Origin of the sequence: Nguyenibacter sp. L1 (genome assembly GCF_035199985.1) — a bacterium.
Lineage (GTDB): Bacteria > Pseudomonadota > Alphaproteobacteria > Acetobacterales > Acetobacteraceae > Gluconacetobacter > Gluconacetobacter vanlangensis.
Genome location: NZ_CP127015.1, coordinates 3,466,385 through 3,493,287, shown reverse-complemented (window position 1 = coordinate 3,493,287; position 26,903 = coordinate 3,466,385). Strand labels below are relative to the sequence as shown.

General features: G+C 68.7%; 24 protein-coding genes. 15 read left to right on the top strand and 9 right to left on the bottom strand.

What is annotated here, in order from left to right:
* Nucleotides 1–10: 10 nt before the first annotated feature.
* From QN315_RS15705 to QN315_RS15690, 4 genes are all read right to left on the bottom strand, one after another.
* Nucleotides 11–1,270: an ectonucleotide pyrophosphatase/phosphodiesterase gene (locus tag QN315_RS15705; protein ID WP_323990283.1), complete on the bottom strand. Its 1,260-nt coding sequence runs from the start codon at nt 1,268–1,270 to the stop codon at nt 11–13.
* Between the two features lie 41 nt (nt 1,271–1,311).
* Nucleotides 1,312–2,829 carry an oligopeptide:H+ symporter gene (locus tag QN315_RS15700; RefSeq protein WP_323990282.1) on the bottom strand — a complete coding sequence of 506 codons (1,518 nt, stop codon included), beginning with the start codon at nt 2,827–2,829 and terminating at the stop codon, nt 1,312–1,314.
* Nucleotides 2,830–2,983: 154 nt separating this feature from the next.
* Entirely contained in the window at nt 2,984–3,322 is a 339-nt protein-coding gene (locus QN315_RS15695; RefSeq protein WP_176641468.1) for an antibiotic biosynthesis monooxygenase, read from the bottom strand.
* 46 nt (nt 3,323–3,368) lie between these two features.
* A complete protein-coding gene (locus QN315_RS15690) occupies nt 3,369–3,827 on the bottom strand; it encodes a GNAT family N-acetyltransferase (protein ID WP_323990280.1) in 459 nt (152 codons plus the stop codon).
* 212 nt (nt 3,828–4,039) lie between these two features.
* Between QN315_RS15690 and QN315_RS15685 the strand changes: the two genes are divergently transcribed.
* Complete coding sequence (locus QN315_RS15685; protein ID WP_323990278.1) at nt 4,040–5,077, top strand: purine nucleoside permease; 1,038 nt, start codon at nt 4,040–4,042, stop codon at nt 5,075–5,077.
* Nucleotides 5,078–5,158: 81 nt separating this feature from the next.
* Here QN315_RS15685 and QN315_RS15680 read toward each other — a convergent pair whose 3' ends face one another.
* Nucleotides 5,159–5,842: an NnrU family protein gene (locus QN315_RS15680; protein WP_323990277.1), complete on the bottom strand. Its 684-nt coding sequence runs from the start codon at nt 5,840–5,842 to the stop codon at nt 5,159–5,161.
* Nucleotides 5,843–6,052: 210 nt separating this feature from the next.
* Between QN315_RS15680 and QN315_RS15675 the strand changes: the two genes are divergently transcribed.
* Nucleotides 6,053–6,355, top strand: coding sequence for an urease subunit gamma (locus QN315_RS15675; RefSeq protein WP_323990276.1), 303 nt, complete (start codon nt 6,053–6,055; stop codon nt 6,353–6,355).
* Between the two features lie 46 nt (nt 6,356–6,401).
* On the top strand, nt 6,402–8,021 hold the full coding sequence (locus QN315_RS15670) for an amidohydrolase family protein (RefSeq protein WP_323990275.1): 1,620 nt from the start codon (nt 6,402–6,404) through the stop codon (nt 8,019–8,021).
* Here QN315_RS15670 and QN315_RS15665 read toward each other — a convergent pair.
* Complete coding sequence (locus tag QN315_RS15665) at nt 8,006–9,406, bottom strand: PLP-dependent aminotransferase family protein (protein WP_323990274.1); 1,401 nt, start codon at nt 9,404–9,406, stop codon at nt 8,006–8,008. The two genes, QN315_RS15670 and QN315_RS15665, sit on opposite strands and share 16 nt — an antisense overlap.
* Before the next feature lie 56 nt (nt 9,407–9,462).
* Between QN315_RS15665 and QN315_RS15660 the strand changes: the two genes are divergently transcribed.
* The 3 genes from QN315_RS15660 to QN315_RS15650 are packed head-to-tail and all read left to right on the top strand — an operon-like array spanning nt 9,463 to nt 11,849.
* Nucleotides 9,463–10,422 (top strand): DMT family transporter, encoded by a 960-nt coding sequence (locus QN315_RS15660; RefSeq protein ID WP_323990272.1) that lies wholly within the window; start codon nt 9,463–9,465, stop codon nt 10,420–10,422.
* A gap of 54 nt (nt 10,423–10,476) precedes the next feature.
* The gene (locus tag QN315_RS15655; protein ID WP_323990270.1) at nt 10,477–11,379 is read left to right on the top strand and encodes a serine aminopeptidase domain-containing protein; all 903 of its coding nucleotides are present in this window, start codon (nt 10,477–10,479) and stop codon (nt 11,377–11,379) included.
* Entirely contained in the window at nt 11,376–11,849 is a 474-nt protein-coding gene (locus QN315_RS15650; protein WP_323990268.1) for a GNAT family N-acetyltransferase, read from the top strand. Before QN315_RS15655 ends, QN315_RS15650 begins: the two co-directional genes overlap by 4 nt.
* Nucleotides 11,850–11,964: 115 nt before the next feature.
* On the opposite strand, the gene QN315_RS15645 is transcribed toward QN315_RS15650, so the two are convergent.
* Nucleotides 11,965–12,846, bottom strand: coding sequence for a DMT family transporter (locus QN315_RS15645; RefSeq protein WP_323990267.1), 882 nt, complete (start codon nt 12,844–12,846; stop codon nt 11,965–11,967).
* Nucleotides 12,847–13,071: 225 nt separating this feature from the next.
* On the opposite strand from QN315_RS15645, the gene QN315_RS15640 reads away from it, so the two are divergent.
* A complete protein-coding gene (locus QN315_RS15640) occupies nt 13,072–15,348 on the top strand; it encodes a DPP IV N-terminal domain-containing protein (protein ID WP_323990265.1) in 2,277 nt (758 codons plus the stop codon).
* A 50-nt stretch (nt 15,349–15,398) separates the two neighbouring features.
* Here QN315_RS15640 and QN315_RS15635 read toward each other — a convergent pair whose 3' ends face one another.
* Complete coding sequence (locus QN315_RS15635) at nt 15,399–15,926, bottom strand: GNAT family protein (protein ID WP_323990263.1); 528 nt, start codon at nt 15,924–15,926, stop codon at nt 15,399–15,401.
* 153 nt (nt 15,927–16,079) lie between these two features.
* Here QN315_RS15635 and QN315_RS15630 point away from each other — a divergent pair, with 153 nt between their 5' ends.
* From QN315_RS15630 to QN315_RS15595, 8 genes are all read left to right on the top strand, one after another.
* On the top strand, nt 16,080–17,684 hold the full coding sequence (locus tag QN315_RS15630) for an FAD-dependent oxidoreductase (RefSeq protein ID WP_323990262.1): 1,605 nt from the start codon (nt 16,080–16,082) through the stop codon (nt 17,682–17,684).
* A complete protein-coding gene (locus tag QN315_RS15625; protein WP_323990261.1) occupies nt 17,684–18,124 on the top strand; it encodes a cytochrome c in 441 nt (146 codons plus the stop codon). Before QN315_RS15630 ends, QN315_RS15625 begins: the two co-directional genes overlap by 1 nt.
* A 333-nt stretch (nt 18,125–18,457) precedes the next feature.
* Nucleotides 18,458–19,540 (top strand): bifunctional DNA-binding transcriptional regulator/O6-methylguanine-DNA methyltransferase Ada, encoded by a 1,083-nt coding sequence (gene ada, locus QN315_RS15620; RefSeq protein ID WP_408904649.1) that lies wholly within the window; start codon nt 18,458–18,460, stop codon nt 19,538–19,540.
* Nucleotides 19,541–19,551: 11 nt separating this feature from the next.
* Nucleotides 19,552–20,232: a 2OG-Fe(II) oxygenase gene (locus tag QN315_RS15615; protein WP_323990259.1), complete on the top strand. Its 681-nt coding sequence runs from the start codon at nt 19,552–19,554 to the stop codon at nt 20,230–20,232.
* Nucleotides 20,222–20,893, top strand: coding sequence for a DNA oxidative demethylase AlkB (alkB, locus tag QN315_RS15610; RefSeq protein WP_323990258.1), 672 nt, complete (start codon nt 20,222–20,224; stop codon nt 20,891–20,893). The genes QN315_RS15615 and alkB overlap by 11 nt, the downstream gene beginning before the upstream one ends.
* Nucleotides 20,894–20,956: 63 nt before the next feature.
* The gene (locus tag QN315_RS15605; RefSeq protein ID WP_323990257.1) at nt 20,957–22,237 is read left to right on the top strand and encodes an Hsp70 family protein; all 1,281 of its coding nucleotides are present in this window, start codon (nt 20,957–20,959) and stop codon (nt 22,235–22,237) included.
* Between the two features lie 276 nt (nt 22,238–22,513).
* Nucleotides 22,514–23,854 carry a peptide MFS transporter gene (locus QN315_RS15600; RefSeq protein WP_323990256.1) on the top strand — a complete coding sequence of 447 codons (1,341 nt, stop codon included), beginning with the start codon at nt 22,514–22,516 and terminating at the stop codon, nt 23,852–23,854.
* Nucleotides 23,855–23,929: 75 nt separating this feature from the next.
* Complete coding sequence (locus tag QN315_RS15595) at nt 23,930–25,936, top strand: CocE/NonD family hydrolase (protein ID WP_323990255.1); 2,007 nt, start codon at nt 23,930–23,932, stop codon at nt 25,934–25,936.
* A gap of 30 nt (nt 25,937–25,966) precedes the next feature.
* On the opposite strand, the gene QN315_RS15590 is transcribed toward QN315_RS15595, so the two are convergent.
* Nucleotides 25,967–26,884: a delta(1)-pyrroline-2-carboxylate reductase family protein gene (locus QN315_RS15590; protein ID WP_323990254.1), complete on the bottom strand. Its 918-nt coding sequence runs from the start codon at nt 26,882–26,884 to the stop codon at nt 25,967–25,969.
* Between the last annotated feature and the right edge of the window lie 19 nt (nt 26,885–26,903).

Here is a 26,903-nt window from a genome sequence, read left to right as displayed (position 1 = left end):
CCAGCGCGTCCTATTGTCGCAGCGCCGGGCGGAACGGCGCGACCGTGCCGTCGGAGGGCAGCGGGGGGAGGCCCAGCAGGGTCATGACCAGCGGATAGACATCGACATTGTCGAAGGCGCCGATGACCCGGCCGGGGACGAAGGCCGGGCCGGCGGCCAGGAAGGTGGCGTTCATCTCCGGCGCCATGGCGTCATAGCCGTGATCGCCGCCGACCGTGCGGGGCGGATGGGCGGCCGATGCTGCGATCATCCAGCCGACATCGGCCACGCAGATGAAGGCCGGCACGCGCGGATTATGTCCGTAATGGAACCGTTCCGGCAGGTCCTGGCGACGCGTGCAGGCCATGTGGTCGTGATGCGCCAGCAGCGCGGCCGCCAATCGCGCCGCCTGCCCGGGGGTGGCCCTCGGGGCGACCCCTGGGGCGGCATCGACGCCGGCATAGGCGCCGCCCGTGACGAAGCGGAACGTGCCGGCCGGGGCGATCCGGTCCAGGTAGACGATCCGCTGCATGCTGGTGGCGGCCATGCCGTGGTCGGACACGACGATGATGTCGGCGTCGATATGGCGGGCCCGCAGCCCCGCCACCAGCCGGCCGATCGCCTGGTCGATCAGCGCGGCGGCGGCCGTGGTCTGCGGCGCGTCGGGGCCGAATTCATGCCCGGCATGATCGACCCGGTTGAAATACAGGGTGGCGAAACGCGGGCGCCGCGCCGGCGGACGGTCGAACCACGACAGAAGACGATCCACCCGGTCGTCCGGCGGCATGGCGCCGTCGAAGGGCAGCCAGTCCGCAGGACGGACGCCGTGGATCGGGGCCTCGGACCCCGGCCAGAACAGGGTGGCGCTGCGCAGCCCGTGTCGTTCGGCGGTGACCCAGACCGGTTCGGCCTGGTCCCACCAGCGCCGGTCGGTAACGGCGGCGCGGTTGCCCAGGCTGAAGCGCATGCCGGGCATGGCGGGGTCGTACATCGTGTTGCCGACGATGCCGTTGCGGTCCGGCCGCAGGCCGGTGACCAGCGTGTAATGGTTGGGGAAGGTGATCGACGGGAAGGACGGGTGCATGGCCACGGCGCGCACGCCCGACGCGGCCAGCGCGTTCAGGTTGGGCGTCACCCCCCGGTCCAGATAGTCGGGCCGGAATCCGTCGATCGACACCAGGATGACAGGGGGCGGGCCGCCGGTTTCAGACCCCCCGGTTTCGGGCATCGACGCGCAGGCGGCACCCCCCAGCGGCAGGAGCAGGGCAAGAAGACGAAGCAGCCGCGGCATCAGGCAGGATTCTCCGGCGACCGGCCGCGCTGCCGCGGGGGTCAGGGCTGGGTGGATGTCGTCACCAAGCTATGCTGGCGATCCCATTGACGGGCAAGGGGGAGAAGCAGGACGAACAGCACGGTGCATCCCGCCGCGGCCATCGCCAGGTCGAGGAACAGGTCGGCATAGGCCCCCGCCCCCCCGGCCTGCGCCGCCACCGTTCCCGAACCGATGGCCGCCAGATTGGCGACCATGCTGCCGAGATACATCGCCACCCCGACTGCGAGGTAATAGGCGCCCATCATGAAGGCGCCGATGGATCGGGGCACGTAGCGGGCGATGACCGCCAGGCCCAGGCCGCTGATCAGCAACTCGCCCACCGACAGCGCGCCATAGGCCCAGATCATCACCCAGGGCGTGACCCGCCCTGCCCCACCCGCCAGCGCCCCCAGCCACCAGATGACGAAGGCCAGCGTGACCAGGGCGAAGCCGATGGCGAATTTCTGCGCCAGCGACAGGTCGCGCCCGGCCAGGGCCATGCGTCGGTACAGCCACGCCAGCAGCGGGCTGGCCAGCATGATCCAGATCGGATTCAGCGCCTGGAACTGCCCGGCGGACAGGCTGAACAGGGTCAGGCCGCCCAGCCGGACCTGGCCATGGACGCCGCGCAGCGCGAACAGGGTCAGCGACGTGATCATCTGCTGGTAGAAGATGAAATAGACCATGCCCTGGAGCGAGAGCATGTAGGCCATGCGCAGGCCCGGCCGCTGGGCGGGCGCGGCGCGGCAATAGATCGCGGTCCAGCACCCCAGGACCAGCAGGCCGGCGATGAACACGCAGGCGCGGGCCAGCGCGGCATGGGCCAGCACCATGCTGAGCGCGCCGATGACCGCCAGCATCGCCGCAAAGACCGCAACGGCGCGCCCGGCCGGCAGGGCGGCGAAATCCGGCGCGGTACCGACATGGGCCAGCCGGCCACGGCGGACCGTGTAGAAACACAGCCCCACGAACAGGCCGGCGGAGCAGGCCGAGAACGCGAAGGCCGGGCCGAAGCGCTCCTGCAGCCAGGGGGTCAGCAGCATCGAGAAGGTCGAGCCGACATTGACCGCCATGTAATAGAGGGTGAAGGCGGCATCCAGTTCGACATCGTCGCCGTCATAGATGCGGCGCACCAGGTTGGCGGCGTTGGGTTTGAAGAACCCGTTTCCGGTGGCGATCAGGCCCATGGCCAGGGTGAAGAACTGCTCGTGCATGGTGGCCAGCGCCAGCACGGCATAGCCGAATGCCAGCGTGGTGGCGCCGGTCAGCATGGCGCGGCGCGAGCCCAGGACGCGATCGCCCAGCCAGCCACCGACGGCCGGCAGCGCATAGGTCATAGCGGCGAAGGCGCCCCAGGTCATGTTGGCGCGGGCGTCGGCGAAGCCCAGATGCTGCACCATGAACAGCAGCAGCACCGCCTGCATGCCGTAATAGCCGAAGCGTTCCCATAATTCGATGGCGACGACGACGCTGAAAGACGCGGCACGGGAGGGAAGCGCCAACGCGGCACCCGGAGGCGTTGATGAAGAAGAATTCATGAAATTCCCGAATAGAAGCGCGAACGTTGGGCGAAACACCTATCAGACCGGCAGCAAAAGCGACAACGCGGGCTGGCGTCATTCTGCGCCGAGCGCAGGAATAACGCACAATATGTCTCAATCATTTCGAAAATTCTATGATTCTGTCGCGAATTCAGCCGGCGGCGAAATCATAATCGCGTTCGACCCGGCAGATCCGGGTCTTGTAGGCCGCGTACCAGCGCTGCCGCCCCAGGCGCTGCGCCATCTGGTGGGCGGCGTCCGTCTTCCAGGCGGCGATGTCCTCCAGGCTGCGCCAATAGGAGACGGTGATGCCCGGCGCGCCCGGTCCCGCGCCCTCGCGCACCGATTCGACGCCCAGAAAGCCGGGCTGGCGGGCCGCCGTTTCGGCCATCACGCGCGCCATCTCGCCATAGCCGGCATCGTCCCGGCCGAGCAGGGAAGTGAAAACGACCGCGTAATAAGGAGGCTGAGGCGTGGGGGCGATGGACATCTGGCGGTTCCTGCTGCCGGGCGTGCGGTGTCGGGACGCGGGACATTCAGGGGGCGGGATCGGCGACCGGACGCCGCTTGCGCATCGCGCGGTGCGGGATGCCGGCATCGGGGAATTCCTCGCCATACGCCACATAGCCCAGCGATTCATAGAAAGGCAGGGCCTGGGTCTGAGCGTCCAGCATGAAACAGGCCACGCCGCGGCAGGCGGGCAGATCCTCGATCGCGCGCATCAGGCGGCGGCCGAGCCCCCGGCCGCGCCACGCGGCGTCGATCGCCACGCGGCCGATCTTGGCGGTCATGCCGCCATCCTTGAACAGGACCCGCGCGGTGCCCACCGGCCCGCTGTCGGCCAGGACCAGCACATGCAGCGCCGTATCGTCGTCGGAATCATATTCCAGCTCGGGCGGGACATGCTGTTCGTCGATGAATACGGCGGCGCGGACGGCGAAGCAGGAGTCGCGGTCCTGCACGGTTTCGACGGTCCGGAGGGTGATGGAGCACATGGGACGAGCCTGAACGGACGATGGTTTCGGGACAGGAGAATCAAGATTCCAATGGCCTGCGGATCTCCGGAATTCGCCTGCGGATTCCGGAGCCATGACACTAGCGCGCGCGTTCCAGATCCGGAATAAGCGGAACGTCATTTTGACATAAGGGGGATATGTTGGAGTCCGACATGAGAAGGAACGATCGTTGGCGCGCGGGGCGCGGCGCAATGTCCGGCCTGGCTTGCCTGCTCGCCATCGGGCTTGTCCCGACGGCGCGGGCGGCCGAGGACGTGAAAATGGTCGTGGTTGCCAATTGGGAAAACGGCGCGGATCGCGGCGACGCGCCGGGCGAGTATCAGGACTGGGTCGAGCGCGAGCATCTGGACCAGACCGTTCCGGTGCGCGGGGCGCCGGACGTGGTGCGGCGGAACGCGGACGGGCTGTACGGGATCGTGCTGCGGCATGGCGTGACGGACCTGGCGGCGTTCGTGCTGGATCCGCGTTTCGATTTTCATAAAACTTACTGGCTGTTTACCGGAATATCCGGTGTCGATCCGCATGCGGCGCCGGTCGGCAGCGTCGCCTGGGCGCGCTGGGTGGTGGATGGCGACGCGCTGCGCGAGATCGACGATCGGACCGTTCCGAAAGGCTGGCCCTATGGCCTGTATGCGATCGGCGCGTCGCGTCCCGACACGCTGCCGGAGAATCCGAACCATTACGGGTCGGTCACCGATGTCGCGGAACTGAGCAAGGCCTATCCGCTGAATCAGGGGCTGGCGCGCTGGGCCTATGCGCTGAGCCGCACCGCCGCGCTGGCGGACGACCCGGCGGTCGCGGCGCGGCGCGCGGCCTGGACGGGATTTCCGCAGGCGCAAAAGGCGCCTTTCGTCCTGATGGGCGAGACGCTGGGCGCCGAACGGTACTGGCACGGTGCGCCGCGCACGCAATGGGCGGAGAACTGGGTGAAGCTGTGGACCAGGGGCCGGGGCCTGTTCGTGATGACGAACGAGGAGAGCCAGACCTATCAGCGTGAGATGCGCACTCTGGCGCGCCTGGGCTTCGTCGATGCGAACCGGATCATGGTGCTGCGTTCGGCCAGCAATTTTTCGATGCCGCCGCCGGGCATGGACGTGACGCATTCGATGGGGGATGAAGGCCCCGGGCAGGCGCTCGCCTTCGACAACAATGAACGCGCGGGCGCGCCGGTGATCGCGGAAATCCTACGCCACTGGGACCGCTATCGCGACCACGTGCCGTCAGAGTGACGCGGCGGGCGGGATCGACGGAATATCGCCGGTCCCGCCTGAATATTTCCTAAATATTTACTGACCCGCGATACGTCACCGCTATCGGACATGCGGCAGGGGGGACATGCCGAACAGCAGCGGGTGCAGGATCAGCAACCCGCCCCAGAGCACCAGGGCCAGGACCGGGACGGACCAGCCCAGTTCGCGCGGCGCGAAATGGTTGCGCCCGGCCAGGATGGCGCCGAACGGGACGATGGAGGTGCCGGCCGCCAGGGTGCGCCAGAGGACCGGCTGCCGCCGGGCCAGCTTGGCGTCGATCGACTTCGTGCCCGCCAGCGCCGTCACGCCGAACGCGCCGAAGAAGATGAGCGACGCCGCGTCGCCCGTGCCGATGATATGGACCAGCGCCCACAGCGCGAAACTGCAGAGCATGGGGTGGCGGGTGATGCGCACCATGCCGCGCGGCTGCCATTCCGGGCCGATCGGCGGGCCCAGCGACGTGGGGTTGCGCGACAGGACCGCGCCCGCGAACAGCGCGAACGCGGGCAGCATGGCCAGCACCAGCAGCCAGCGCAGCCAGTCCGGCGCCACCCACAGGCCGCGATAGGGCGCGGCCGCGTAGCTGCGCGCCAGGACGAAGATGGCAGCCAGCGAAAGGACCGAGAACAAGGCGCGAAATCCCTGGTCGCCAAGCCGGCGGGCGATGGGGTCGCGCAGGCGCGTGCCGGCCAGCCCGATATGCAGCCCGACCCAGATGAGGGCGGTGATGATCAGCGCGGTCATGATGCGATTCCCTCTTCTCGGTCCCGATTTTTTTGGTCCCAGCGTGTTTTCGCGACTTGGACGCCTTTCCCGCGGGATTGTTCGCAATGTTATCATTGATAACATAACGCCGCGCGCAAAATCGGCATCACGCGACCGTGAAGCCCGTCCCGGGAAAATCGCGGCGGGACGGCGCATTTAGAGAAGGCAAAGCCGCGAAGAGGATGTGCCGTGTATCTGACCCCGCATGAGAAGGACGGGTTGCTGATTGCCGTGGCGGCCCAGGTGGCGCGCCGGCGCCTGGAACGGGGGGTGCGGTTGAATTATCCCGAAGCCGTGGCCCTGATCACCGATGCGGTGGTCGAGGGTGCGCGTGACGGACGCGGCCTGGACGAACTGGCGCAGGCGGGCGGGCAGGTCCTGACCCGCGCGCAGGTGATGGCCGGCGTCGCCGAGATGATCCCGGTCATCGAGGTCGATGCGCTGTTTCCCGACGGCCCGAGAGCGGTGCGCGTTCACACCCCGATCCGCTGATGCCACACCGCCCGTTATGGCGCGGCATGGCGAGAGGAGCACAGAGATGACCAAGATACCGGACCGCGCGGAGGGGCGGCGGGACGGCACGGCCGGCCCGATCGCGGGCGACACGCTGAAGCTGGCCGATACCGCGCTGCTGGTCCGGGTGGAGCATGACCTGACGCATCGTGGCGAAAAAGCCCGGCCTGGTCATGGGCGGACGGGACATGCCGCCATCGGCCGGTCACAGCGCACCAATGCCGAAGGCGCGGCCGATACGGTGATCACCAACGCGGTGATTATCGACCATTGGGGAATCGTCAAGGCGGATATCGGCATTGTCGAAGGGCGTATCGGCGCGATCGGCAGGGCGGGCAATCCGGACCAGCAGGGCGGGGTCGATATCCTGGTCGGGCCGGGGACGGAAATCATCGCCGCCGGCGGGCGCATCGTCACTGCGGGCGGGATCGAATCGCCGATCCACCTGGTCGGTCCGCGACAGGCCGAGGACGCGCTGGCGGCGGGCGTGACCACGATGATCGGCGGCGGTACCGGGCCGGCCACGGGCACGATGGCGGCGCCCGGCACGCCCGGACCGTGGCACCTGGCGCGGATGATCCAGGCGGCGGAGGCGCTGCCGGTGAATTTGGCGCTGACCGGGCGGGGCGATGCGCTGCGTCCCGCGGCTCTGGAGGAAATGGTGCGAGGCGGCGCCGCCGGCCTGATGCTGCATGGCGAAGGCGGGATCACGGCCGCCGCCCTGCAGACCTGCCTGTCGGTGGCCGAACGGATGGATGTTCCGGTGCTGAGTGCCGCCGACATGGAAGGCGGGGGGGACCGCGACGGAAAGCCGGTCGAGGACATGATCGCCGCGGCGCGCGGCCGGACGGTTCTGCCGATACTGGGCGCGCGCGGGCCCGAGATGTTCCGCCTGGCGGCGCTGCCGAACATGCTGCCGATGAACATTCCGCCGTCGAACATGCAGCATGGCTGGCTCGGCGCGCGGGTCGCGGCCGAGATGCTGCATGATATGGGGGCGCTGTCGATGATGGCGTCGGACAGCCAAGGGCTGGGGCGGGTAGGCGACGCCGTGCTGCGGACCTGGCAGACGGCGCATCGGATGAAGATATTGCGCGGGACGCTGCCGGGCGACCGGACGGACGACAACCTGCGCGTGCGGCGCTATGTCGCGAAATATACCATCAACCCGGCCATCGCCCACGGCATGGCGGACGAAATCGGATCGGTCGCGCGCGGCAAGCTGGCGGACCTGGTGATCTGGACTCCGGCATTCTTCGGCGTGAAGCCCGACCTGGTGATCAAGGGCGGGACGATCATGCAGGCGATGGCGGGCGATGCGCATGGCGCGATCCCGCCCGTGCAGCCGCTGGCGGCGCGGCCGATGTTCGGCGGGTTGGGCAGCAGCCTGGCGGCGGCCTGCGTGACCTTCGTCTCGCAGGCCGCGTTGGCGGACGGGATCGCCGAACGGCTGGAATTGCGGCGGCAGATGCGCGTGGTTTCGAACACAAGGGGCGGCATCAGCAAGAAGGACATGGTGCTGAACAGCGCCATGCCGGAGATCGAGATCGACGCCGAAACGCAGGCCATCCGGGCCGACGGCGTGCTGCTGTCGGGCGAGGTCGCCGAAACCCTGCCGATGCGGCAACGCTATTTCCTGTTCTGAAGCAACGTCGCGATCGCGGCGAGCCCGTCGTGCAACCGCGTCTCGCTGGGTTCATGGCTGAGGCAGAGGCGGACGGATTCGGGGCTGTCGGCGGGATGCGCGGCAAAACGCTGCCCCTCGGCCACCAGAACGCCGCGTCCCTCCGCCGCCAGGCGGAACGTGTCGGCACGCCATCCGGCGGAGAGAGGCAGCCAGATATGGAGGCCATGCGGGTCGGACGCATAGTCAAAATCACTCAGTACGCGCCGGGCAAGACCCTGGCGCCGCGCGGCGGCGTGACGTTGCGCCGCGATCAGATGCGCGGCAGTGCCGTCGAGGATGAGCCGCGCCGCGATTTCGGACGTAACCGGCGGTGTCATCCAGATGCTGAGATTGACCGCATGGCGCAGCGCCGGCCCAAGCTCGCCCGGGACGCGAAGGTAGCCGACACGCAGTCCCGGCGCCACGCATTTCGAAAGGCTCGTGACATAGATTGTCCGTTCGGGCGCGAGCACGGCAATCGCGACCGGGCGGTCGGGCTTCAACGGACCGAAGACGTCGTCCTCGATCAGGATCAGGTCATGACGCCGCGCGATCCGGGCGATGGTCCGACGGCGCTCGTACGACAGCGTCGCGGCGGTCGGGGTCTGCAATGTCGGCGTGAGGTAAAGCGCCTTCGGGGACGTGCCGCAGCAGATCTCTTCCAGCGATGCGGGGCAGAGTCCTTCGGCATCCATCGCCACGGCGCGGAGTTTCAAACCGAGCCGGTCGGCGATGCCACGCAGGGACGCATAGCTCAGCGCCTCCACCAGCAGCAGGTCTCCGGGTCGGCAAAGCGCCATCAGGGTGCAGAACAACCCGTGCTGGGCGCCGTTCGTCGCGATGATCTCCTCGGGCGCCGCCTCCAGCCCGCACAGCGCCAGCCAGCGCACCGCCGCGCCTGCGTGCCGCGAAAGATCGGCATCGGTCTGGTCGTCGAGCATGGCGGACAGCCCGGGTCCCCGCGTGATTTCGTCGAGCACGCGGCGGACATGCGGCTCGGCAAGCCCCGCCAGCGGCAGGTTCCGCGACAAATCGACAGGGCCATGACCCTGGCGGCGCAGATCTCCGGCCTCGCCGCCCGTGGGTCGCGACGATGGGACCCGAACAAAGGTGCCGCGCCCGACCTCACCGCGCAGTAGGGCGCGTTTCACCCCCTCGGCATAGGCGCGGCTGGTCGTATTGGGCGACAGGCCGAGCTGCCAGGCGAGCACGCGATGCGGCGGCAGGCACGCGCCCGCGGGCAAGTCGCCCGAGGCGATGTCCTCGGCCATCGCCGCGATGATCTGCAGATATTTCGGTCCGCGCCGCCCGCTCAGATCGGGATGCCAAATTGCGCGCAGATCAATGTTTTCCTTGTTTCGCATGTCACGAAAGATGCAGTTTTCATAGCAATCGATGCAATGATTTCAGGAACAATGCAATGTCGCCCCACGCCGCCCCGAAGGGCATCGCGCTTTCCTTCGGCTGCCTCGTTCTTCTGGGGATCATGCCCATCATTTCCAACTCCCGCCCCGACGGGGTCGGCGCTCTCGCCTTCGCGGCGGCGCTCTCCGTCTGGCAGGTCATCTTCGCGGCGCCGGCTTTCGTACTGGAATGGATACGGGGCGACAGGGGCGTCTTCGGTGTCGCCGTTCCTCCGCGCGAGACGGGACGCATGGCTGCCGTCGCGCTGATGACCGGGACGATGTTCGGCCTGTCGACGTATCTCTACGTGCTGGGGATCGAGAAAGCCGGCGCCACGAACGCGGCCATCGCCATTCAGGCCTATCCGCTCTTTGCCATCCTGTGGGAGACGCTGTTCCTCAAGCGGCGCAAGACCGCGGCGGAACTGGGCCTGACGGCGGTCCTGATCGGAACCCTCTATTATCTTGGAACCGGTGGAACGGGACGGGCGGCGACTCTCTCGGTCTGGTTTCTGGCCTCGCTCGCTGTCCCGCTCCTGTGGAGCGTCGCCCATGTGATCATCAAGGAGGAACTGGGCCGCACGCCGGTGACGCCGGTGCAGGTCACCTTTGTCCGTGTTGCGATCTCGACCCTCTTCCTCCTCGCCTTGCTCGCCGCCACGACGGGCCGTTCCGTCCTGCCCGCGCTTGTTGCGGCCGTCTCGCAGCCGACGGCGATCCTTATGGGGCTGGCCTATTACCTGGAACTGATCGTGTGGTTCCATGCGATCCGGCATATCGACGTGTCGCTGGCCAGTTCGATCACGACGCCCTGGCCGACGCTGACCTTGGCGCTCGCGGTCCCCTTTTTGGGCGAGAGGATCGCACCATACCAGATCGGAGCACTTGTCCTTGTCGTCCTGTGCATTTACGGGTTGACCTGGGCCGGGCTTCGAAAAGCGGCCGCCGCGCGGGCGGTGGAAGCAAGCCCGTCATGAATGCCCGCATATCTGTAAAAAGCCTTGCCGAGCGCAGGAAAGGAGAACCGGGCAATGGGCCATGCGATCGGCCATCGCTGCCTGGCGGTACGGGACATCGCGCAGGATGCAATCATCGAGCTGAATCTGCTGTACCCGAGCGGGGACGCGCCGCGCCTGCATCATGTCGGGTCGTACCCCCTGGAACTGGCGCGGGACGGGCGGCCGGTTCCGGGACCGCGTGCGCTGGTGGTGCTGTCGCATGGCGATGGCGGTACGCCCTGGGTCCATCGCGACCTGGCTATCGGGCTGGCGCGGCACGGATTCGTCGTCGCCATGCCGAAACATCCGGGCAACAGCCTGAATGACAATGCGCTGGCGGGCAGCCTGTCCAATCTGGAAAATCGCCCGCGCCATCTGCGCCTGTGCGTCGATGCCGCCCTGGCCGACCCGATGATCGGGACGAATCCGGCGGCGCGGGTCGCGATGATCGGCCATTCCATGGGTGGCTATTCCGTGCTGGCGGCGGCGGGCGGCCAGCCCTGGAGCGGCGGGGCCGGCATGTCCGGGGGCCCGCCGCGGCCGATCGCGGTGACGCGGGACCGGCGCATCGCGGCGCTGGTGCTGCTGGCCCCCGCGACGCGATGGTTTGGCGCGCCGGGCGCGCTGTCGGGCGTGGACATGCCGATCCTGATGCGCTTCGCCGAGCACGATGCGCTGATCCCGCCCCGGCTGGCCGATATCGTGCGGCAGGGCGTGCCGGATGCCGGGCGCATCGCCTGCGGGCTGGTCGCGGGGGCCGGGCATTTTTCGTTCCTGAGTCCATTTCCACCCCATCGGATCAGGTCGGATTTTCCGCCGTCGCAGGATCCACCGGGTTTCGATCGGGCGGCGTATCAGGCCGTACTATTGACCGAGATCGGGGAGTTCCTGCGCCGGACGATGAGGATCGACGAAAGAGGAGTCTGCGAAGCATGAAGAATATCCGCAATTTTTCCATTCGCGTCGACGATCTGACCGGCGCGCCGACACGGGCTTTGCTGGCGCTGCATCTGGCGGGCATGCGGGCCGGCACGCCACCCGAACATGTCTTCGCGCTGGACCTGTCCGGTCTGCGCGATCCGGCGATCACGGTCTGGAGCGCGTGGGACGGTGCGGAGATCGCGGCGATCGGAGCCCTGCGGACCATGGATGACGGGACGGGCGAAGTGAAATCCATGCGCACCCACCCCGCGCATTTGCGCCGGGGCGCGGCCGCGGCGCTGCTGGATCATATCATCGCCGAAGCCAGGGCGCGGGGGATGACGCGGCTGAGCCTGGAGACGGGGTGCGGACCATCCTTCGCGGCGGCGCTGGCGCTGTATCGCCGGCGCGGTTTCGTCGATGGGGCGGCGTTCGGGTCTTACGTGCCCAGCGCGTTCAACCAGTTCCTGCATCTGGAATTATGAGGCGTGGACAGATGTCTTGGAAAATTTTCGAGACCGGAAGGCGGATCAGCCGCGCGACGATGCTGCCACTCTGCGTGGTGGCCTGCATGAAGCCGGAACGGAAGCGGGTGCTGAATCAGGCGGGGCGGGCGCGGCCGTACATGTTGGTCAGCACGACCCCGGCCATGACGATCGCGCCGCCGATCAGCGTGCGTGGGCTGGGGATCTCGCCGGTCAGGACGAAGGCCAGCACCAGGGTGGCCGGCGGCAGCAGATAGAGCAGCCCGGCCCCGCGCGCCGCCCCCATATGGCCGATGACGAAGGCCCAGGCGGCATAGCCGATCGCCGCGGGGAAGATGCCCAGTTCCAGCACCGCCGCCCAGCAGCGCGCGGGGGCGTGCGGCATGATGGCCAGGGCCTGCGGCAGCCAGGGCAGCAGGCACAGCGCGCCGGCCAGCAGGATGTAGCTGATGCTGGGCAGGGCGCCGTACCGCACCACCAGCCTTTTCTGCAGCGAGGTATAGAGCGCGCCGCAGACGGCCGCGCCGAAGACCAGGGTCGCCCCCGAGCCGAACGCGATGCCGCCGATCTGCCCCTGGGCGATCAGCACCACCCCCGCGAAGCTGAGCAGCGATCCCCCCCAGCCCCAGCGCGACAGGGTCTCGCCCATGGTCGCCACCGCGATCAGCGCGGCCATGAGGGGGGCGGCGCTGATGAGCAGGCTGGCGGCGCCGGCCGATACCGTGACCTCGCCGCTGTTGAACAGGACATTGTACAGCGCGATGCCGATCACGCCGCAGGCCAGGATGCGCGGCAGGTCGCGCGGCGCCGGCAGCGGCGGGCGCGTCCAGGCCAGCCAAGCGGCCGCCAGCACCGCCGCCACGCTGTAGCGCATCGCCGCCAGGGGCACGGGCGGCAGGTCGCGCAAGGCGATGCGCACCACCGGATAGGCGCTGGCCCAGGACAGGATGGCGATCGCGGCGATCAAGGGAAGCAGGCGGACGAAGGGGCTGGACATGGGGGATGTTTCGATCAGTGAGGACAGCAGCCTCATATCCGAGCGGCGCGTCCGGCGCGAGGGGGTGAGGGGGTGAGGGGATGAAGCCGCGCGATGGCGATGGGGCCGGCAGCGCCTGGATGATCCCGTTTCCCGGACGATTTCGTTTCGCCGCCGTGTGACCGCTTGCGCCGCGTGGTGCGGGGCTTCATCGTTCCGTCGATCTGAACGAACCATGGACCATTCATGAAGAACGCACTGCAAAGAGGGCGCGCCCGGCGCCTGGGACGATATTTGGCGCTCGGCCTGCCGGGGCTGGTCCTGGCGGCCGGCGCCGCCGCAGGGGCGGCAAACGCCGCGTCCGGGAGCGGAGGGCAATGTTACGCCGATCTGGCGGCGACGCGGAATTTCACCCTGGGCCTGCCGCGCCACGCGCAGCCGACGCCGGACGGGAAATCGGTGCTGTTCCTGCGCAGCGGCCCGCGTGAGACCAGCCTGCATTTGTGGCGCTATGACCTGGCCGGCAGCCGCGCGGTCGAGTTGGCGCGGCCGGCGGACGGGCCCGAAAAACTCTCGGTCGAGGAGAAGGCGCGGCGCGAGCGGGCGCGGATGTCACTGACCGGCATCACCGATTTCGCCCTGTCCGACGACGGGACCACCGCGCTGGTCAGCCAGGGGGACCGGCTGATGCAGGTGGCGGTCGCCGGCGGGCAGGTCACCGACCTGCCGGGCCGGGGCTGGATCGCGCCGCGCCTGTCGCCGGACGGACGGCAGGTCGCGGCGGTGCGCGACAACGACGTGTATGTGATCGGCCTGCGCACCGGACGCACCACGGGGCGCCCGGTGCGGCTGACGCGCGGCGGCAGCGAGACGCTGACGCACGGGCTGGCCGAATTTGCCGCCGCCGAGGAACTGAGCCGGCCGGACGGACTGTGGTGGGCGCCCGACGGGCAGACGCTGTTGTACGAGGAAGCCGATATATCCGGCGTCGAGCGCCATTACATCGCCGACCCCGAGCACCCCGCGACCCCGCCGGTCGAATTCCGCTATCCCCGCGCGGGGACGGCGAATGCGCGGGTTCGGCTTGGCCTGGTGTCGCGCACGGGCGGGCCGACGCGCTGGGTGGCGTGGGACAGCAATGCCTTCCCCTATCTGGCGCGGGTGGTCTGGCCGAAAGGACGCGGCGCCCTGTCGCTGGTGGTGCTGAACCGCGCGCAGACCGAGGAACGCGTGCTGCGCGTCGATCCGGCCACCGGCCGGGTCGCGACGCTGCTGACCGAGCATGATCCGGCCTGGATCAACATCACGCCCTCGGGCGAGGGGCGCGGGCACGCCCTGCCGCGCTGGCTGCCGGACGGCAGCGGCTTTCTGTGGGCAGCCGAGCGTGGCGGCGCATGGCGGCTGGAACTGCGCCATGCCGACGGCACGCTGGACCACGCGATCACACCGCCGGACCTGCCCTTCGTCTCGCTGGACGATGTGGACGCGGCGGGCGGAACGGTGACCGTCACAGCCAATCCGGACCGGATACAGAACGCGGTCTATCGGCTGGGGCTGCGCGGCGGCGCGCCGGTCAGGCTGACGCCCGAGCCGGGGCTGCACGCCACATCGTTCGCCGAGGGCGGGCATGCGGTCTTTACCGACGCCATGATGGGCGCGGACGGCAGCGCCGCGAGCGTGGTGCGCGACCGCGACGGCCATGTGCTGGCCACCCTGCCCGGCGTGGCCGAGACCCCGACCCTGGCGCCGCATATCCAATATACCCGCGCCGGGGCGCTGGACATGGATGCGATGATCATCCGCCCGGCCGATTTCGTGCCCGGGCGGCGCTATCCGGTCGTGCTGTCGGTCTATGCCGGGCCCGGATACAAGCAGGTGCTGCAGGCACCGCGCCAATATCTGGAAAGCCAGTGCCTGGCCGATCATGGCTATATCGTCGTCAGCCTGGACGGGCGCGGCACGCCGGGGCGCGACCATGATTGGGAACGGGCGACCAAGAACGACCTGATCGACCTGCCGCTGCGCGACCAGGCCGACGGGCTGGCGGCGCTGGGAAAACGCTATGCCGAACTGGATCTGTCGCGGGTGGGCGTCTATGGCTGGTCGTTCGGCGGGTATTTCACCGCGATGGCGACGATCCGCCGGCCGGATGTCTTCAAGGTGGGGGTCGCGGGCGCACCGCCGGCGGATTTCGCCGATTACGACACGGCCTATACCGAACGGTATCTGGGCACGCCGCAGGACGATCCGCAGGGCTACGCGGCCAGCAACGTGCTGACCTATGCCGCGCAACTGTCGCGACCGCTGCTGATCATGCACGGGCTGACCGACGACAACGTGTATTTCGAAAACACGATGAAGCTGACGCAGGCTTTCATCGGCGCCGGGCGTCCGTACAACCTGCTGCTGCTGCCGGGCACGCATATGCTGACCGACCCGGCGCTGCGCACGCACGTGGATGAGGCGCGCGAATCCTTCCTGGCGGCAACGCTGAAGATCCCGACCGCCGACACGATGCGCTGATTCCCGCCCGGCAGGGGGCCGCGACGGATCGCGTCCCCCTGCCCCCGGTTTCAGCCTGGAACCGGGTCGTCTACCGGGTCGTCCGACAGGCGGGCCCAGCGTTCATGGTCGCGCCAAGCCCCGTCGATCTTCAGATAGCGGGGGGAGAATCCCTCCTGCCGGAAACCGGCGCGGCGCACCAGGGCGATCGAGGCCAGATTGCCGGGCTGGATATTGGCCTCGACCCGGTGCAGGCCCAGTTCGTCGAAGGCATGGGCCAGGGTCAGGCGCAGCGCCTGCGTCATCAGCCCCCGCCGCGCATAAGCCCGCATGCCGTAATAGCCCAGATAAGCGCTGCAAAACGCACCCATGGCGATCTGGCTGAGGGTGAAGACCCCGATCACCCCGCCATCGCCTCCATGGCGCGCGACCAGCCCCACGGCGGAACCGGTGGCGCATTGGGCGAACCAAGTATCGAACCCGTCCGGGTCGGTGAAGGGCCGGGCCCAGGGGGCATGATAATCGCGGCTGTCGCGATTGGCGCGGATCAGGTCCGAAGCGTCGGCGCGCGCAACGGGGCGGAGCGTAAACACGGTCATAATGACCGCATAGGGCAATCGCGGCGTACTTCCAATGCCGCCATGCCGGAGCGTCGCGCACCCGCTGTTGCGGAAATGGCCCGCAGGCCATATCGAAGACCGAAACGAGACGCCCGAGATCGGCGCCCGAGATCGACGAAGGACCGTAACAGGATGACCAGCAGCCCGGAATTTGCGCCGCAGACGCGGCGCCAGCTTCTGTCGCGGATCGGCGCGGTGGGCGGGTCGGCAGCGCTGTATCAAGCGATGACCGCCCTGGGCCACGCCGCCGGGCGCGATTTCGCGGGTCCGCCCAGGCTGGATGGCGCCAGGCCCGGCACGTCGGTGCTGGTGCTGGGCGCGGGGCTGGCGGGCATGTTGGCCGCCTATGAGTTACGCAAGGCCGGATATTCGGTGCGGATCCTGGAATATCAGGACCGTGCCGGCGGCCGGAATTTCAGCCTGCACGGCGGCGACCGGTTTACCGAACTGGGCGGCGCCACGCAGAATATCGGCTTCGCGCCCGGGAATTATTTCAATCCCGGCCCCTGGCGCATCCCGTACCACCACCAGGCGCTGCTGCATTATTGCCGGGCGTTCGGCGTGGCGCTGGAACCGTTCGTGCAGGTCAATTTCAACGCCTATGTCCATGCGACGGGGGCCTTCGGCGGGCAAAAGCAGCGCTATCGCACCATCGCGGCCGATTATGCCGGCCACACATCGGAATTGCTGGCCAAGGCGATCGACCAGCACAGGCTGGACCTGCCGGTCGGCGACGACGAGCGGGAGCATCTGCTGCAGGCGCTGAAGGCGTGCGGCATGCTGGACGGAACATTCGCCTATACCAAAAGCGTCATGACGTCGCAGCGCCGGGGCTTTGCCAAGCCACAGGGCGGCGGCCCGGACGGCGCGCCCGTGCCGTCCGACCCGCTGCCGCGCGACGCGCTGATGCGGTCCGGGCTGTGGCTGGCGCTGGCCACCAATGCCAGCCTGGACCACCAGACCACGATGTTTCATCCCGTGGGCGGGATGGACCAGATCGGCAAGGGGTTTGCCCGCCAGGTCGGCGACCTGATCACCATGCGCTGCCGGGTGACGGCGATCCATCAGGATCAGCACGGCGTCAGCGTGTCCTATATCGACGAGGCGCACGGCAATGCGCCGCGCGTGGCCCAGGCCGATTATTGCGTCTGCACCATTCCGCTGTCGGTGCTGTCGCAACTGGATGTGCAGGTCAGCGGCCCGATGAAGGCGGCGATCGCCGCCGTGCCCTATCTGTCGTCGGTCAAGATCGGTCTGGAATTCAACCGGCGCTTCTGGGAAGAAGACGAGCAGATCTATGGCGGCATCAGTTTCACCGACCTGCCGATCAACCAGATTTCCTATCCCAGCACGGGCTATTTCTCGCGCGGCAAGGCGGTGCTGCTGGGCGGCTACATGTATGAGGATGCCGAGGCATTCCGTTTCGCGGGCCTGAGCCCGGCCGAGCGGATCGAGGCGGCGCTGGCCCAAGGCGCGGTGATTCATCCGCAGTACCGCAAGGAATTTTCGACCGGCGCCGCCGTGGCATGGAGCCGCGTGCCCTGGACGCTGGGCTGTTGCGCGCTGTGGAGCGAACAGGCCCGCAAGATGCATTATCGCGACCTGTGCGCGATCGATAACCGCCTGGTACTGGCCGGCGAGCATGCCTCATTCTTCGGATGCTGGCAGGAAGGGGCGATCCTGTCGTCGCTGGACGCCGTCACCCGCCTGCATCGCCGCGCGATCGGAGCCGCCTGATGATCCGTCTGAACCACTCATTGCCGGCGCTGATCCTGCTGGCCGCGCTGATCTCCCCCGCCCTGTCCGTGCCGGCACGGGCCGACAGCGCGGACGCCATTGCCGGGCGTGCGATCGCCACCAATGATGGCGGCGCGATCTATCGCACACTGTGCCAGGGCTGCCACATGGCGGACGGACGCGGGGCCGTGGGGGCGGCGCGTTTCCCGGCGCTGGCGGGCAATCCCAAGCTCGCGGCGGCAGACTATCCGGCCTATGTCGTGCTGAACGGTTTCGGCGGCATGCCATGGTTCGCCGACAAATTGTCGGACACCCAGGTGGCCGCAGTGGTGAATTACGTCCGCAGCCATTTCGGCAACCATTATGCCGACACGGTTGGCCCCGCCGACATTGCGCCCCAGCGCCCGGCTGCCGAGGCGATCCGGCCGGATATCGATTGAAGCGGTTCTTTTTTTGAAAAAGAACCAGAAAGCTTCTGATATTTCGGAATTTTCTACCGGGCGCGTTCAGTCCCCCATGGGCTGGACCCAACCGGTCAGGGCCCCCGATCGATGCCGGAGCAGAGATATGCGGCACGGCATGGCGCAGGATGTGCGCCAGGAATTTGCGCCGGATGGTGGCGATGGTGGGCGACGGCGCCAATATTCCCTTGATCCGGATGGTGGCACGCCGCGCGCGCCGGGTGAAATTCGGGAGCAGGATCCGGGATGCGGGGCCACCGGCGAGACGGCAGGATCGAGGGCATGGACATCACGACAGACGGGATGCAGCCGATGGATATGCCCCTTGCCGTCCGGCCGGTGCCGGAGACGACCGATCAGGACCCGCGCTGGCGGCGGATCGTCGCACGCGACCGTGCGGCGGACGGATTATTCTGGTACGCGGTGACGACCACGGGCGTGTATTGCCGCCCGTCCTGCCCGTCGCGCACCGCCCGGCCCGAGAATGTGCGCATCTATGACAGCCGGGAGGCAGCACGTGCGGCGGGTTTCCGCGCCTGCCGCCGCTGCCGTCCGGATGCGGCCCCCGTGGCCGAGGCGCGCGCGATCGTCGCCGCCGCATGCCGCCATATCGAACAGGCCGAGACCGTGCCCACGACCGAGGAACTGGCCGCCGCCTGCGGATGGAGCGTGGCGCATTTCCATCGGACGTTCCGTGCCGAGACCGGGCTGACGCCCCATGATTATGCCGCCGCCCATCGCGACGGGCGCCTGCGCGCGGCGCTGGCGGGCGGAGCCACGGTAACCGCGGCGCTGTACGAGGCGGGATTCGGATCGAGCAGCCGGTTCTATGCGCATGCGGACCGGGCGCTGGGCATGCAGCCGAGCGCCTATCGCAAGGGGGGTGCCGGAGAGAGCCTGCATTTCGCGGTCGGACAATGCGCGCTGGGGGCGATCCTGGTGGCCAGCAGCGGGCGAGGCGTGTGCGCCATCCTGATGGGGGACGCGCCCGACGCCCTGCTGCGCGATCTGCAGGATCGGTTTCCGAAGGCGACGCTGATCGGCGGCGACGCGGAGTATGAGCAGCGGGTGGCGCAGGTCGTGGCATTCGTCGAGGCGCCCGGAACCGGGCTGGACCTGCCGCTGGACATTCGCGGCACGGCGTTCCAGCGCCGCGTCTGGACGGCGCTGCGGGCGATCCCGCCCGGCCAGGTCGCGACCTATCGCGACGTGGCCCGGGCGATCGGTGCGCCCCAGGCGGTGCGCGCCGTCGCCGGGGCCTGCGCCGCCAATGCGCTGGCGGTGGCCATTCCCTGCCACCGGGTGGTGCGTACCGACGGGTCGCTGTCGGGCTATCGCTGGGGGATCGCGCGCAAGCGGGCGCTGATCGCCCGAGAGGGCGCGGTGCTGCCGTGACGGATGCCGGCATGATGCAGGCGGGACTGGCCGAGGGCCTGAACGCGCGGGGCTGGGCGGTGCTGCCCGGGCTGCTGGACGCCGCGCAGGCCGCGGACCTGGCGGCGCTGTATGATGGCGCGGACGGGTTCCGCGCCCGGGTGGTCATGGAACGGCACGGGTTCGGGCGCGGGGAATACCGGTATTTTTCCTATCCGCTGCCGCCGCTGGTCGCGCAATTGCGGCAGGCACTGTATCCGGCGCTGGCCACCATCGCCAATGACTGGCAGGCGCGGCTGGGCCAGGCGGCGCGATTTCCGGCGCGGCACGAGGATTTCCTGCAGGCATGCCATGCGGGGGGACAGTGCCGGCCGACGCCGCTGCTGCTGCGCTATGGGCCGGGGGATTATAATTGCCTGCACCAGGATCTGTACGGTGCGCTGGTCTTTCCATTGCAGGTCGCCATCCTGCTGTCGCAGCCGGAGGTGGATTTCACCGGCGGCGCCTTCATCCTGACCGAGCAGCGCCCGCGCATGCAGTCCCGGGCCGATTGCGTGCCGCTGCGGCAAGGGGATGCGGTGGCGTTTGCCGTCCATCACCGACCGGTACGGGGCGCGCGCGGGCCATATCGCGTGACGATGCGCCATGGGGTCGGCACGGTGCTGTCGGGGCGACGGCATGTGCTGGGGATGGTGTTTCACGATGCCGCGTAGGACAAGACGGGAACCGGAGGGGCTGGGGGAACTGGACCTGGGCCCCGGCCCGGACGAGGTGCTGGGACCGGGGGCGGTCAGGCTGGCGGGCTTCGCGCGCGCGGCGGCGCCGGACCTGCTGGCCGCCATCGCGGACATTGCGGATCTGGCGCCCTTTCGCCGCATGTCCACCCCGGGCGGGCGGATGATGTCGGTCGCCATGACCAATTGCGGCGCCGAAGGATGGGTGTCGGACGCCCGCGGCTATCGGTACACGCCAGAGGATCCTTTGTCGGGCCGGCCCTGGCCGGCCATGCCGGCGCTGTTCGGCGCGCTGGCGGCGCGGGCGGCGGCGCGGGCCGGGTTTTCCGGCTTCCTGCCCGATGCCTGCCTGATCAACCGTTATGAGCCCGGGACGCGGCTGACGCTGCATCAGGACCGCAATGAGCGCGATTTCGGCCAGCCGATCGTGTCGGTGTCGCTGGGCCTGCCGGCGATCTTCCTGTGGGGCGGGACGGCGCGCGGCGATGCGGTGCGGCGCGTGCGGCTGGCGCATGGCGACGTCGTGGTGTGGGGCGGGCCCGCGCGCCTGGCCCATCACGGGATCCACACGCTGGCCGAGGGCGAGCATCCGGCGACGGGGCGGGCGCGGCTGAACCTGACCTTCCGCCGGGCGGGATAGCCCGCCGGAACGCCTGGAATGGGCGGGTGGACAGGATGGACGGCCGCGCCTATGCACCGCCGGATGTCCAGCACCGCGCCCTCCCCCCGCGCCCGGATCGGCATCGATTTCGGCACCACCAACAGCGTCGTCGTGGTCGCGACCCCGGATGGCGGCACGCGGACGGCGCGGTTCGCCTTTCCCGGTCATGCGGACTCCGAAACCTGCCGCACGCTGCTGTGCCTGTGGCAGGAGGAAGAGCGCGGGCGGCTGATGCTGCACGAGGCGATCGGCGCCGCCGCGATCGATGCCTATCTGGACGATCCGGCGGAGAGCCGGCTGATCATGTCGATGAAATCGTACCTGGCGCAGACCTCGTTCAGCGAGACGCGGCTGGTGGGGCGGCGCCTGACACTGGAAATGCTGGTCGGGCAGTTCGTGGCCGGATTGGCGCGCGCGGCCGGGGTCGATCCGGCGCAGGCGCAGGCCATTGTCGGGCGCCCGGTGCGCTTTGCCGGCGATGCGCCCGACGATGCGTTCGGCGAGCAGCGGCTGCGCGACGGATTCCGCGCGGCCGGGTTCGGCGAGATCGCGGTGGCGCTGGAGCCCGAGGCCGCGGGCTGGCGCTTCGCGCAGCGACTGCAGGCGCCGGCCACCATTCTGGTCGGCGATTTCGGCGGCGGCACCAGCGATTTCTCGGTCCTGCGCTTCGACCCGGCGGCGGGGCGCGCCGTTCCGCTGGGCCATGCCGGGGTGGGGATCGCGGGCGACCAGTTCGATTACCGGATCATCGACCGGGTGGTATCACCCGAACTGGGGCGCGACGGCACCTATCGCATCATGGGCGGCGCGCCGCTGCCGGTGCCGATCGAATGGTATGCCAGCCTGGCGCGCTGGCACCGCCTGTCGCTGATGCGCACGCCGCAGACCCTGCGCGCGATCGCCGAGGTGGCGCGCACGGCCTCCGACCCCGCGAAACTGGATGCGCTGGCGATGCTGGTCGCCGACCAGCAGGGGCAGGCGCTGTATCGCGCGGTCGGCGCGGCGAAGAGCGCATTGTCGGCCGCCGACAGCACGGTCCTGCGCTTCAGCTACAAGGACATCCGGATCGAACGCGCGATCGCGCGGGCCGAGTTCGAATCCTGGATCGCGCCGGACCTGGCGCAGTTCGATGCCGCCATCGGCGAAGCCCTGGCCAACGCGGGACTGACCGAGGACGGAATCGACCGGGTGTTCCTGACCGGCGGCACGTCCTTCGTCCCGGCGGTGCGCGCCCTGTTCGTCGACCGGTTCGGCGCGGCCCGGGTCGATCGGGGCGGCGAATTCGTCTCGGTGGCCGAAGGACTGGCGCTGATGGGCCGATAGGGCCAGGGGAGGACATGCCGAAGCAGATCGTCACATCCAGCGCGTCGCGCGCGCCTGTCGATCTATAGCAGCATCAGCTACAACCATTCGGTCCATGCCGACACCATCACCTGCGGCGGCACCGTCTATCCGTTGGCCGGCAAATATGTCGTGAACGGCACGACCGGTCTCTGATGGCCGGGGCGCCACAGGTGATGCCGGGTCGCCGGCATCGATTGCAGGAGGGCGGACCTTGCGTGAGAGGGTATATTTTCCGGCATATCGGGCAACGGATTGATGCCGGCGCCGGACGCGAGACCGTCGCCGCGCATCCTGTTCGGCCATCCGCCGGGACTGGTGCTGCTGTTCCTGGTCGAGATGTGGGAGCGGTTTTCCTTCTACGGCATGCGCGCGATGCTGATCGTCTACATGACGGCGGTGGTGCTGCCGGATGCGCCGACGCATGTCGCGGGATATCAGGCAGTCTGCACCCTGCTGCATCTGGACCCCGCACAGGCCGGAACGGTACGGATCTCGTCCGAACTTTATGGCGTATATTCGGGATTCGTCTATCTGACGCCGCTGCTCGGCGGCCTGCTGGCGGATCGCCTGTTCGGCAAGCGGGCCACGATCATCGGCGGCGGCCTGCTGATCGTGGCGGGGCATCTGTTGCTGACCACGCCGCGCTGGTTCCTGGCGGCGCTGCTGCTGATCGTGGTCGGCACGGGCGGGGTGAAGGGCAATATCGCGGCGCAGATGGCGGATCTGTACGAACCGGACGATCCCAGGCGCGAACGCGGCTTTTCGATCTTCTATGTCGGGATCAATATCGGGGCCACCGCGGCCCCCCTGGTCTGCGCCCTGCTGGCCGAGAGGGCGGGATGGAACGCGGCCTTCATGGCGACGTCGGCGGGCATGATCCTGGGCCTGGCGCTGTATGTCCTGGGGGCCCGGCATCTGCCGGAACGGCAGGCCGAATGGACGGCGTCGCGCGGCCGCCGCGCCGTCTCGGGCGGCCACCCGGCCGCGCTTCTGACAGTGCTGAGCATATCGTCCGTTTTCCTGTGGATCAGCTATGAACAGCAGGCCAATGCCCTGGTCCGCTGGCTGGGCACCGGCCCGTCGGATATCGGCATGGCGTGGCTGCAGGCCATACCGCCGGCCATGGTGCTGATCGGCACGCCGGTCCTGACCCTGCGCTGGTCCGCGCAGGCACGTGCCGGGCGCGAACCCGGCCCCGGCACGAAGATGCTGATCGGGGCGGCGATCATCCTGGCGATGCAGTGCCTGCTGGGCGCGCTGTCGGTCGTGCTGGGCGGCCGGGCGCCATCACCCTGGCTGGCCGCGCTGTATTTCGCGGGCTGGGAAGTCGGCGACCTGTATTTCAGCCCGGCGGCGATGGGATTGTTCTCGCGCCTGGCACGGCCGGGATACGAATCGATGACGATGGCGGTATGGTATCTGACCATATTCGCCGGCAATCTGGCCAGCGGCTGGATCGGCGGCATGTGGGGCAGTGTCGGAATTTCGGCCTATTGGCTGCTGATCGCGGCCCTGACCGCCGTGGGGGTGGCCGCCATGGCGATCTGCCGGCCGCTGATCATGCGCACCCCGCATGCCGTCGTCCAGGACGCCTAGCATCCGGGCGCCTTTTTTCCTTCTTGTCGGTTTCAAGACCTTTCAGATCGGCATCGCGCCGCGGGAGCATATGGGATGTCCGTCCATATCGAGAACCATATCTGGATCCCCTTGTCGGACGGATGCCGCCTGGCCGCCCGGCTGTGGCTGCCCGAGGATGCCGGACGCACGCCGGTACCGGCCATCTTGGAATATATTCCCTATCGCAAGAGCGACGGCACGCGCGTGCGCGACGAGCCGATGCACGGCTATTTCGCGCAACAGGGCTATGCCTGCGTGCGGGTGGACATGCGCGGCAGCGGCGAATCCGACGGGCATCTGGCGGATGAATATCTGAAGCAGGAGCAGGATGACGCGCTGGAGGTGATCGCCTGGATCGCGGAACAGGATTGGTGCACCGGCGCGGTGGGCATGATGGGCAAGTCCTGGGGCGGCTTCAACTGCCTGCAGGTGGCGGCACGCCGGCCGCCGGCCCTGAAGGCCATCTTGACGGTCTATTCCACCGACAATCGCTATACCGACGACATCCATTACATGGGCGGCTGCCTGCTGAACGACAATCTGTGGTGGGGCAGCATCATGCTGGCCTTCCAGGCGCGGCCGCCCTATCCCGAGATCGTGGGACCGGACTGGCGCGCGCAATGGCTGGAGCGGATTGCCGCCCTGCCGTTCTTTCCCGCGCAGTGGCTGGCGCACCAGCGCTATGATTCCTACTGGAAGCACGGCTCGGTCTGCGAAAATTATGCCGATATCGCCTGCCCCGTCCTGGCGGTGGGCGGATGGGTCGACAGCTATACCAACGCGGTACCACGCCTGCTGGAACATCTGACGGCGCCGCGGCGCGGGATCATCGGTCCGTGGGGACATGTCTATCCGCATGACGGCGCGCCGGGGCCGGCGATCGGCTTCCTGCAGGAGGCCGTGCGGTGGTGGGACCATTGGCTGAAGGGAAAAGACACCCGCATCATGGCCGAGCCGATGCTGCGCGCCTACATCACCGATTTCTATGCGCCGGACGGGACATGCGCCGCCATTCCCGGCCGGTGGGCGGCCGAAACCGCCTGGCCGTCGGCCGAGATCGCGCCGCTGACCCTGCATCTGCGCGCAGACCATGAGCTGGGCCCGGCCGATGGCGGCGACGCGGCGATGCGCATCCGCTCGCCCCAGAGCCATGGCCGCGCCGGCGGCGAATGGATGGGTACCGGCTGCGTCGGCGAAATGCCGACCGACCAGCGGCTGGATGACGGGGGCGCGCTGGTCTTCGAGACCGCCGCACTGGAACAATCCTGCGACATATTGGGCGCGCCGCGCCTGAAGCTGCGCGCCGCCGTGGATGTGCCCGTGGCGCAGGCGGTCGTGACCCTGTCGGACGTCGCACCCGACGGCAGGGTCACGCGTGTCAGCTATCAGGTGACCAACCTGACGCATCGCAACGGACACGAGACGCCGGAACCGCTGGTGCCGGGCGAATGGTTCGACCTGACGATCGTTCTGAACGATTGCGGGCACCGCTTCGCCCCGGGGCACCGGGTGCGGATCGCGATCGGAACCGCCTATTGGCCGATGATCTGGCCCGCCCCCCACGCCGCGACCCTGTCACTGCGGGACGGACGGCTGCTGCTGCCGCGGCGGAGCGGCGCGATGGCGGAGCAGGACGCCGCCATCGCCTTTCCGCCGCCGGCCCATGGACCGCCGACACCGATGACGGTCCTGAATCCCGGCCGAATTGCCCGGTACAGCCAGCAGGATTGCGTGACCGGCACGATGCGCTACGTCACCGATGCGCAGGGTGGGGTCTTCGGAGAAGGGATCTATCGCCTGGACGGGATCGACAGCATCGTTTCGCATAGTCTCAAGCGGGACCTGACGATTCGCGACGACGATCCGCTCTCGGCGCGCTATGTCCTGACCCAGAGCTATGAAACCGGGCGCGAGGGCTGGATGACGAAGATCGTCACCCGCACGGAGATGACGTCGGATGCGACGCATTTCCACCTGATCGGACAATTGGAGGCGTTCGAGAACGGCCGGCCGGTCGCGCGGCGCGACTGGTCCGAACGGATCGCCCGCGACCTGATGTGACCGGCACCGGCGTCTTTATCCGATGATGCTCTAAACGGCCATCGTCCCCCGGGCCATGACCTGCCGGGCAACCTGGCAGGCGGCCAGGTCCCAGGCGGCGCAGCCGACGCTCTTGAACAGGATCGGCCGGTCCAGCGGCGGGGCGTGGCCGGTCAGGATTTCGGCCAGCGGATGGACGCGCTCCCAGTCGACGCCGGCCTGGATGAAGTCGCCGGCTTCGGAGGGGGCGCCGGCAGGGTCGTCGACATAGAGCGCGCTGCCGCCGATGGTGACGGGTCCGATTTCCACCATATCAGGCCGAAAGGCGCCGACCCCCACCACCAGGCGGCCGGCGCGCGCCGGTTGGTCATAGAGCGGCGCGCGGGCGGTCGTCGCCAGGATGACCACGTCGGCGTCATCGCATGCCGCGCCCGACGACGCGGCCTCGACCGCGATCCCGGTGCGTTCGCCCACCGCCTGTTCGCGCCCGGCCGAACGGCCCTGGATGACCAGGCCGATCCCGGGCCAGGTTTCGGCCAGGGCGAGCACATGGGCGTCGGCCTGCGCCCCGGTGCCGTAGATCAGGGCGCGACGCGGCGCCTGGGGCAGCAGATGGCGGATGCCGACCAGCGTCACCGCGGCGGTGCGGCGGCCGGTCGCGGTCGGGCCGTCCATCGCGAACAGGACCCGTCCCGTCGCGCCGTCGATGCAGGTCACCTGTCCCTGGATGGCGGGACGCCCCGCCGCCGGATTGTCGGGATAGACCGTCAGCAGCTTGTGGCACATCAGGTCCGGCCCCGCACAGGGCATGGACAGCAGCACCCCGCCCTCGACCGGGGCCTGCGTGACCTGGCGCTCGGGGCACAGGATACGGCCGGCGAGATAATCCGGCAGGACGCGTTCCAGCGTTTCGACCAGAGCGGCAAACGGAAGTACCGCCGCCGTCCGCGCGGCGTCCAGGTCGCGCATGCCCTCCATCGTCCGTGGC